Genomic DNA, 8,803 nt, shown 5'->3' on the forward strand with positions numbered 1-8,803 from the left:
GGACCTGTCCTTCGAAAGCCCCGGCGCGCCCAATTCGCTGCGCGGTCGCGACAAGGCGCCGGGCATCGCCATCAACGTCAACGTCAACGCCAACCCGCTCTCCGACAAGCAGTTCGACGTCAATCTGACGCTGAACGCCAAGGCGTCCTTCGACCAGGAAGTGCTGTTCAATGTCGAGTTGGTCTATGGCGGCGTGTTCGCCATCGCAGGTTTTCCGCAGGAGCACATGCTGCCGATCCTGTTCATCGAATGCCCGCGCCTTTTGTTCCCGTTCGCCCGCCAGATCATCGCCGAGGCAACCCGCAATGGCGGCTTCCCGCCGCTGATGCTCGACCCCATCGACTTCGCACAGATGTTCCAGCAGAAGCTGGCCGAGGACGAGGCGTCCAAGGTCAAGGTGAGCTGAGCTCGGCTGCCATCGCTGTTGTTTTCTGAGAACCCGGCCTCGCGCCGGGTTTTCTGTTTGAGGTGCTGGAGAGATAGCTGAGGCGCCGGCGCCCTTCGAATGGCCTAGCCCTCCCGTCTTCGTCATCCTAGGGCGAAGCAAGGAGCGAAGCGACGCAGCGCAGACCCTAGGATCCATGCCGTGACGTGCGCCTTAGAATGCAACGGATCAGAATGGCGCTTGCCCCCGCGCCTATGCTCGCTACGCTAAAACGATGACCGGCTATGTCTACATGACTGCGAGCCAGAAGGCCGGCACCATCTATATCGGTGTCACCAACGATCTCGGTCGCCGCATGCCGGAGCACAAATCCGGTGAGGGCTCGCGCTTCACCAGCCGCTACGGTGTTCAGCGGCTGGTCTGGTACGAAGAATTTTTCGATATCACCGATGCCATCCAGCGCGAGAAGTCGCTGAAACGCTGGCCGCGCCAACGGAAGATCTAATTGAAAAGGCCAATCCGGAATGGTTCGAGCTGATTCGCGGGACGGGGTGGTAGGCGTTCGGTTTTTTGCACCGCCGGAGCCACTGCACCACTGTCACTGCATGGATCCTAGGGTCTCCGCAACGTCGCTTCGCTCCTGCTCCGCCCTAGGATGACGAAGACGCGAGGGTTTCGGTCAGTAGTTGCTCAGCCAGCCGCAACCTTCAGCCACAGCGCCTTTTCGCCAAGCGTCCCGACCATGCCGGTGTGCGCGGCGCGTTCGGCTTCGGTGACACGCGGCGGCAGGGGTGCCGGGCGCTGGCTGATGATGATTTCGATCTGGCGGACATTCTCGCCTTGCGCCGGCGCGGTGGCGCTGTCGAGGATGAGTGCCGCCTGCTTGCCGCCGATCAGCTCGATATAGACCTCGGCCAGCAATTCGGAATCGAGCAGGGCGCCGTGCTTGGTGCGCTTGGTGTTGTCGATGCCGTAGCGCCGGCAGAGCGCATCGAGCGAGTTGGGGCCCATCGGGTGCTTGCGGCGCGCCAGCGCCAGCGTGTCGACGACAAAACCATTGTCTATGACCGGGTGACCCAGCCGGCCGAATTCAACGTTGAGGAAGCCGACGTCGAAGGTTGCGTTGTGGGCGACCAGCTTGGCGCCGTCGGTGAAGTCCAGCCACTCCTGCGCAATCTCGGCAAAGGTCGGCTTGCCCGCGAGGTCCGCCGCGCTGATGCCGTGCACCGCCTGCGCCTCGGCGTGGATCGCGCGGCCTTGCGGGTTGATGTAGTGGTGGAAGGTCCTGCCGGTCGGGAAGCGGTTGACCAGCTCGACGCCGCCCAACTCGATGACGCGGTCGTCGCGCGAATCGAGGCCGGTGGTTTCCGTGTCGAAGATGATTTCACGCATCGAATCAGTCGCTCCAAAGGAGCAGAATCGTGAGACCGGAACAAAATGGCAATGGGAAACGAAGCTGATCAAGGCAATCACTACAGGTTTGCGCTGCCCCTCATCGCCCTGCCGGGCCCTTCTCCCCGTATAGTGACGGGGAGAAGGGGCTGGCCGCAACCTCGGCTCCCTTTCCGAACCTTGGAGATTGGCGAAATCCTTTGCGACAGCGTCCTTCTCTCCGTCACTATACGGGGAGAAGATGCCGGCAGGCAGATGAGGGGCGGCGCCGACGTTGACAGACAGCAGCCAGTGTCAGTGGCGCGGTCCGCCGCGCCCAATTAGCTCCGCAATGATCGCGTTCACTTGAACACGCGCAGCGTCCAATCCCCGCCCGGTGTCGACGACGAAATCGGCCTGGCGGCGTTTTTCCGCGTCCGGCACCTGCTTGGCCAGGATCGATGCCAGTTTTTCTTCCGTCATGCCCGGCCGCGCCAGCACGCGTTCGCGCTGGGTCTCGGCCGGGGCGGTGACGACGACGACCTTGTCGACGCGGTTGCGGCCGCCGGTTTCGAACAGCAGGGGAATGTCGAGCACCGCGATCGATTCGCTCGCGTTACGATGCTTGGCCAGGAAGGCATCGGCGTCGGCGCGCACCAATGGGTGAATGATCGCCTCGAGCCGCTTCAGCGCGGCGGCATCGCCGAGCACGCGCGCGCCAAGTTTGGCACGATCGACCACGCCGGCAAGTGTGGTGCCGGGAAAGGCGGCCTCGACCAGGGGGGCTGCCTTGCCGGCATAGAGGCGATGCACTGCCTCGTCGGAATCATGGACCGGCACGCCGGCGTCAGCGAACATCCTGGCCGTGGTCGACTTGCCCATGCCGATGGAGCCGGTGAGTCCGAGCACGATCATGGCTTCGGCACCAGATCGGCGACGATAAGCGCGCGCAATTCCCCCGTGACCTGCGGCCTGACGCCGAACCAGCGCTCGAAGCCGGGCACGGCCTGATGCAGCAGCATGCCGAGGCCGTCGACCGTCTTCAGATTTCGCGCGCGGGCGGCGGCGAGCAGCGGCGTCTCCAGCGGCACATAGACGATGTCGGTGACGATGCCGTGGTCCGGCAGCCGGGCGGGATCGGCCGACAGGCCTTCATTGCCATGCATGCCGAGCGCTGTGGTGTTAACCAGCAGGCCGGCATCGCCGAGCAGTTCATCGGTCGCCGCCATGCCATGCGCCGACACGCCGGCGCCGAAACGATCCCTCAATTCCTGCGCTCGGGCCAGAGTGCGGTTGACGATGCGGATGTCGGCAACGCCGCGCTGCTTCAGCGCATGGATGACGGCGCGCGACGCACCGCCGGCGCCAAGCACCACCGCCGGACCGTTGCTTGCCCAGCCCGGCGCATGATCGTCGAGGTTGGCGGCAAAGCCGTGACCGTCGGTGTTGCCGCCCCACAGGACGCCGTTCTCGAACCACAGCGTGTTGACGGCGCCGATCTCTTGCGCCGCCTGGTCGCGGCGCTCGGCCAACGCGAAGGCGACTTCCTTGTGCGGGATGGTGATGTTGCCGCCGCGGTAATTGTTTGCCTGCAGCGTGTTCACGAACTCGGCAAAATCCTGCGGCGCGACATCGATGGCCTGGTAGCTGCCGTCAATGCCATGCCTGGCCAGCCAGTGGCCATGGATTCTTGGCGAGCGCGAATGCTTGACCGGATGGCCTGACACGAAGGCCTTCTTCGACGCCTCAGCCATCGATTGCCCCCAGGTCACGCAGTTCGGCCAGCAGCGGCAGAAGCGGCAGGCCGACAATGGTGAAATGATCGCCCTCGATTTTCTCGAACAATTGAATGCCTTCGCCTTCGATCTGATAGGCGCCGACGCTTCCCAGCGCCTTGGCGCCGACGCGGGCGAGATGGCGGCCGACGAAGGCCGGGTCGAGCTTGCGCATGGTCATCGAAGCAATGCCGACATGCCGCCACAAGACCTTGCCGTCGCGAACCAGCACCGCGGCGCTGTTGAGCTGGTGGGTCCTGCCCGACAGCGCCAGCAGATGACGGCGGGCACCTTCCATGTCAGCCGGCTTGTGGAACACCTCGTCGACGAGCGACAGCGTCTGGTCGCAGCCGAGCACCAGGGCGCCCGGCCTGCGCTCGCTCACTTCTGTGGCCTTGGCCTCGGCCAGCACCAGGGCGACATCCTCGGGCGAGACGCCGCTATCCTGCAAAGGCCCCTCGAGCGCGCGCTCGTCGACATCGGCCGGCACCGCCTCGACATCGACGCCGGCATTGACGAGCATCGCCTTGCGGAACGGACTGCCGGAAGCGAGGATGAGTTTTTCGGTCATGGTTTGTACGCCTGGTTTTCTGGCACCGACTAGGGTGTTGAGATTCAGGTCAGGCCGAGTCGAAAATGGTGGCTTCCGAGAACCGGAGCGGAGCGTACTTAAAGTACGTGAGCACCGGAAGCGCAGGAAACCGCCATTTGCAGGCCGGCATCACCTGAATATCGACGCCCTAGCGCGTCTTCCCCCGCAGGGCAACGATGGCCGCCGCCGTTTCCTCGATCGAGCGGCGGCTGACGTCGATCATCGGCCAGCCATGGCGCGTGCAGATCTTGCGGGCGTAGGCTAGCTCTTCGCTGATCGCCGCGCGGTCGACATAATCCGATGCCTCATACGAACTGCTGTTGCCGAGGATGCGGTTTTGCCGGACATGCGAGATGCGCTCGGCGGTGGCGATTAGCCCGACGATCAGCGGCTTGCTGGCGGCAACCAGGCTTTCCGGCACCGGCACGCCAAGCACGATCGGGATGTTGGCGGTCTTGATGCCGCGGTTGGCGAGATAGATGCTGGTCGGCGTCTTCGACGTGCGCGAAATGCCGATCAGCACGACATCGGCATCGTCCATGTTGAGCGGCAACTGGCCGTCATCATGGTCCATGGTGAAATTGAGCGCATCGATGCGGCGGAAATATTCAGCGTCGAGAACATGCTGGGCACCGACGCGGCGGCCGGCCGGGGTGCCGAGATAGGACTGGAACACGGTCAGCACCGGCTCCAGCACCGACACACAGGGCAGGCCCATGGCCGCGCAGCGCTCGTCGATGCCGCGCGCCAGCTTCTGGTCGACGACCGTATAGAGGATGATGCCCGGTTCCTCCTCGATGTCCTCGAACACCTTCGCCACCTGCTTTTCGGTGCGGATCAGCGGATAGATATGCTCGATGGCGCGCGCGTCCTTGTACTGCGCCGAAGCTGCCCGGCCGGCGGCGAGCAGCGTTTCGCCGGTCGCGTCGGAAATCAGGTGCAGGTGGAAGAAGCTCTGGGGTTTGTTCACAGGGGGTCACCTGGGGCTGTGGGCTTCTGTGGATAAAGCGGGATGAAAAGACGGGCCTGTCGGAGGCGACTGTATCAGATGGCAGTTTGTCCACAATTCGATGCGCTGTCAGCTTCGTCGGGCGACTGGGGACAAGTTTGGGGACGGCTTTTTTCGACTGCGGTCCGTCCACAGGACCTGCTTTTCACCACTGTGCCTAACACTTTGACTCGCTTGATCGATTCCGATCTATCCCCAGAACCCTACATCTGGGAAAAAGAAGCACGCGACAATATGTTGGCTGGTGTTTTCCGGGGCAAAGCGGGACAGGTGGCAACCACCAGAACCAACAGACTCTTAGAATCAGAAGAATCTTAGATATAAGAATCTTTGATTATAGAAGAGGCTGGGAGAAGCGAGCGCTCGATGCCCCAGAACCGGATCATGCTGGATGTCCTCAGGGGCAAGGCCCATTTTCCGCCTCCGCTCTGGATGATGCGTCAGGCCGGACGCTACCTGCCGGAGTATCGGGAGACACGCAGACGCGCGGGCTCGTTCCTGGACCTCTGCTATGATCCAGACCTTGCGGTCGAAGTGGCCTTGCAGCCGATCGAGCGCTTCGGCTTCGATGCCTCGATCCTGTTTTCCGATATCCTTGTCGTTCCGCATGCGCTTGGCCGTGACGTCCGCTTCGAAGAGGGCAGAGGGCCGCTGCTGACGCCGATCACCGCGCCGGAGATTTTGGCTCTGGAAGGCGAGGTGTTTCACGTGAATCTCGAACCGGTCTATGAGACGGTTCGCCGGTTGCGGGCCAAACTGCCCGAAGAGACAACCCTGATCGGCTTCTGCGGCGCGCCGTGGACGGTGGCGACCTACATGATCGCCGGTCATGGCACGCCCGACCAGGCGCCGGCGCGGCTTTTTGCCTATCGCGAACCGGTGGCCTTTCAACGATTGCTGAAGGTGCTTGCCGAACATTCGGCCGCCTATCTCATCCGCCAGATCGAGGCGGGTGCGGATGTGGTGCAGATATTCGATTCCTGGTCCGGCGTGCTGGACGATGAGAGTTTCGACCTGTTCTGCGTTCAGCCGATGGCCGAGATCGTTGGCCGGGTGCGGGCGGTTCATCCCGATGTTCCGATCATCGGTTTTCCCAAGGGTGCCGGTTCGCGCTACCGGACATATCGACAGAAGACCGGCGTGACGGCGCTAGGGATCGACTGGACGGTACCCCTGATCGCGGCGAAGGAATTGCAGCGCTCGGGTGCGGTTCAGGGCAATCTCGATCCCTTGCGGCTCGTGGCTGGCGGCAAGGCGCTATCCGACGGCGTCGAGGCGATCCTGGGAGCGCTGGGAGACGGACCGCTGATCTTCAATCTCGGTCATGGCATCACGCCGGAGACGCCGATCGCCCATGTCGAGGCGATGGTGAAACAGGTGCGGAGCGCGACACGCTGATGGCTGAGATGAAAAACACGAACAGCACCGGTCAGGCGATGATGCGGATGATGTCAGGTATCGCGGTGCTGGTCGTTCTCACCGCGCTTTTGTATTTCGCGGCACCCGACAGCTTCTATCTCTGGGCAAAGGCGATCCATATCCTCGCCGTCATCTCATGGATGGCGGGCATGCTCTATCTGCCGCGGCTGCTGGTCTATCACGCCGATGCCGAGAAGGGCTCGGTGCAATCGGAGACCTTCAAGGTGATGGAGCGGCGCCTGCTGCGCGGCATCATCAACCCGGCGATGATCGTCACCTGGGTGTTCGGCCTGTGGCTCGCCTGGAAGGGTTTTGGTTTCCAGGGCGGCTGGCTGCATGCCAAGATCGGTGCGGTGCTTTTGCTGTCCGCCATGCATGGCTATCTCGCGGGCGCGGTGCGCAAATTCGCCGAGGACCGCAATGAAAAACCGGCCAGGCACTGGCGGATGGTCAACGAGATCCCCACATTGCTGATGATCGCAATCGTCATCCTGGTGGTGGTCAAGCCGTTCTGATGCATGCTGCTCAAAAACGGCCAGGAGACAACGACGGGCAGTGATGCGTTTCAAGCCTTCATAGGTCACGCAAAACGCAGCTTGCTCTTTCACCCGACCGACGATAAAAGACGGGTCTTCCTTCCCGTCATGCGCCGCCCCTCATTGTTTTCGGCCGCGCCCGGCATTTGTCGCATCCCGCCGATATTTTTCCCAAAGCCTACCCAGACTCCATCTATTCAAGGTCCGTCTATGCAAGAAATGAAACTCGCCGAGTTCAAGAACAAGAAACCGCCAGAGCTGATCGCCTATGCCGAATCGCTCGAGGTCGAAAACGCCAGCGTCATGCGCAAGCAGGAGCTGATGTTTGCGATCCTGAAGAAGCTGGCCGCCCAGGAGATCGAGATCATCGGTGATGGCGTGGTCGAGGTGCTGCAGGATGGTTTCGGCTTCCTGCGCTCCGCCAACGCCAATTATCTGCCAGGTCCCGACGACATCTATATTTCGCCGTCGCAGATCCGGCGCTTTTCGCTGAAGACCGGCGATACGGTCGAAGGGCCGATCCGCAGCCCGAAAGAGGGCGAGCGCTATTTCGCGCTGCTCAAGGTCAACACCATCAATTTCGACGATCCCGAAAAGATCCGTCACAAGATCCACTTCGACAATCTGACGCCGCTCTATCCCACCAAGCGGCTGAAGATGGAGATCGAGAATGCGACCACCAAGGACATCTCGCCGCGTGTGATCGACCTGGTCGCGCCGATCGGCAAGGGGCAGCGCGCTCTGATCAACGCGCAGCCGCGTACCGGCAAGACGGTTCTCATGCAGAACATCGCCCACTCGATCACCGCCAACCATCCGGAATGCTATCTGATCGTGCTGCTGATCGACGAGCGGCCGGAAGAAGTGACCGACATGCAGCGCTCGGTGAAGGGCGAGGTGATCTCCTCGACCTTCGACGAGCCGGCGGTGCGCCACGTGCAGGTCGCCGAAATGGTCATCGAGAAGGCCAAGCGCCTGGTCGAGCATGGCCGCGACGTCGTCATCCTGCTCGATTCGATCACTCGTCTCGGCCGCGCCTACAACACCGTCGTGCCGTCATCCGGCAAGGTGCTGACCGGTGGTGTCGACGCCAACGCGCTGCAGCGGCCGAAGCGCTTCTTCGGCGCCGCCCGCAACATCGAGGAAGGCGGTTCGCTGACCATCATCGCCACCGCGCTGATCGATACCGGCAGCCGCATGGACGAAGTCATCTTCGAAGAGTTCAAGGGCACCGGCAACTGCGAAATCCAGCTCGACCGCAAGGTGGCCGACAAGCGCATCTATCCGGCCATGGACATCTTGAAGTCCGGCACCCGCAAGGAAGACCTGCTGGTTTCCAAGCAGGATCTGCAGAAGATCTTCGTGCTGCGCCGCATCCTGGCGCCGATGGGCACCACCGACGCAATCGAGTTCCTGATCGACAAGCTCAAGCAGACCAAGACCAATGCCGATTTCTTCGATTCGATGAACACGTAAGAGGACTGGCGAGGGCCAACGGCCAACTGCTTGCGCTGCCCCTCATCCGCCTGCCGGCACCTTCTCCCCGTATAGTGACGGGGAGAAGGGAGATGGCCGCAACCTCGGCGCTCGTTCTGCTGCGTTGAAAATTGGCGAAACCGTCCATGACGGCGTCTTTCTCCCCGTCCCTATACGGGGAGAAATGCCCGGCAGGGCAATGAGCGACTATCTGTGGTGTCAAGTTGCATTGGCGAACTC

9 protein-coding genes and 1 pseudogene are annotated in these 8,803 nt (G+C 62.3%); 5 read left to right on the forward strand and 5 right to left on the reverse strand.

Going from position 1 to position 8,803, the window contains the following annotated elements; all coding sequences use genetic code 11:
* Positions 1-406 (forward strand): protein-export chaperone SecB (gene secB / locus EN893_RS09300; protein ID WP_128361505.1); only part of this gene is annotated, 406 nt, incomplete at its 5' end.
* Positions 407-659: 253 nt separating this feature from the next.
* Positions 660-943, forward strand: a pseudogene (locus EN893_RS09305) (GIY-YIG nuclease family protein).
* A gap of 132 nt (positions 944-1,075) precedes the next feature.
* Here EN893_RS09305 and dnaQ read toward each other — a convergent pair.
* From dnaQ to EN893_RS09335, 5 genes are all read right to left on the reverse strand, one after another.
* A complete protein-coding gene (gene dnaQ / locus EN893_RS09310) occupies positions 1,076-1,777 on the reverse strand; it encodes a DNA polymerase III subunit epsilon (protein WP_127268022.1) in 702 nt (233 codons plus the stop codon).
* Between the two features lie 294 nt (positions 1,778-2,071).
* Positions 2,072-2,671 (reverse strand): dephospho-CoA kinase, encoded by a 600-nt coding sequence (coaE, locus tag EN893_RS09320; RefSeq protein ID WP_127268021.1) that lies wholly within the window; start codon positions 2,669-2,671, stop codon positions 2,072-2,074.
* Positions 2,668-3,510: a shikimate dehydrogenase gene (locus EN893_RS09325; protein ID WP_127268020.1), complete on the reverse strand. Its 843-nt coding sequence runs from the start codon at positions 3,508-3,510 to the stop codon at positions 2,668-2,670. Before EN893_RS09325 ends, coaE begins: the two co-directional genes overlap by 4 nt.
* Positions 3,503-4,102, reverse strand: coding sequence for a Maf-like protein (locus EN893_RS09330; protein ID WP_027037547.1), 600 nt, complete (start codon positions 4,100-4,102; stop codon positions 3,503-3,505). The genes EN893_RS09325 and EN893_RS09330 overlap by 8 nt, the downstream gene beginning before the upstream one ends.
* 169 nt (positions 4,103-4,271) lie before the next feature.
* Positions 4,272-5,093, reverse strand: a complete 822-nt coding sequence (locus EN893_RS09335; protein WP_027037546.1) for a pyruvate, water dikinase regulatory protein — start codon at positions 5,091-5,093, stop codon at positions 4,272-4,274.
* A 405-nt stretch (positions 5,094-5,498) separates the two neighbouring features.
* Between EN893_RS09335 and hemE the strand changes: the two genes are divergently transcribed.
* From hemE to rho, 3 genes are all read left to right on the forward strand, one after another.
* Positions 5,499-6,530, forward strand: a complete 1,032-nt coding sequence (hemE, locus tag EN893_RS09340) for a uroporphyrinogen decarboxylase (protein WP_127268019.1) — start codon at positions 5,499-5,501, stop codon at positions 6,528-6,530.
* The gene (hemJ, locus tag EN893_RS09345) at positions 6,530-7,066 is read left to right on the forward strand and encodes a protoporphyrinogen oxidase HemJ (protein ID WP_127268018.1); all 537 of its coding nucleotides are present in this window, start codon (positions 6,530-6,532) and stop codon (positions 7,064-7,066) included. The genes hemE and hemJ overlap by 1 nt, the downstream gene beginning before the upstream one ends.
* Before the next feature lie 231 nt (positions 7,067-7,297).
* Positions 7,298-8,563 carry a transcription termination factor Rho gene (gene rho / locus EN893_RS09350; RefSeq protein WP_127268017.1) on the forward strand — a complete coding sequence of 422 codons (1,266 nt, stop codon included), beginning with the start codon at positions 7,298-7,300 and terminating at the stop codon, positions 8,561-8,563.
* The last annotated feature ends 240 nt before the right edge of the window (positions 8,564-8,803 follow it).

This window comes from Mesorhizobium sp. M7A.F.Ca.CA.004.04.2.1, assembly GCF_004022825.1.
GTDB lineage: Bacteria > Pseudomonadota > Alphaproteobacteria > Rhizobiales > Rhizobiaceae > Mesorhizobium.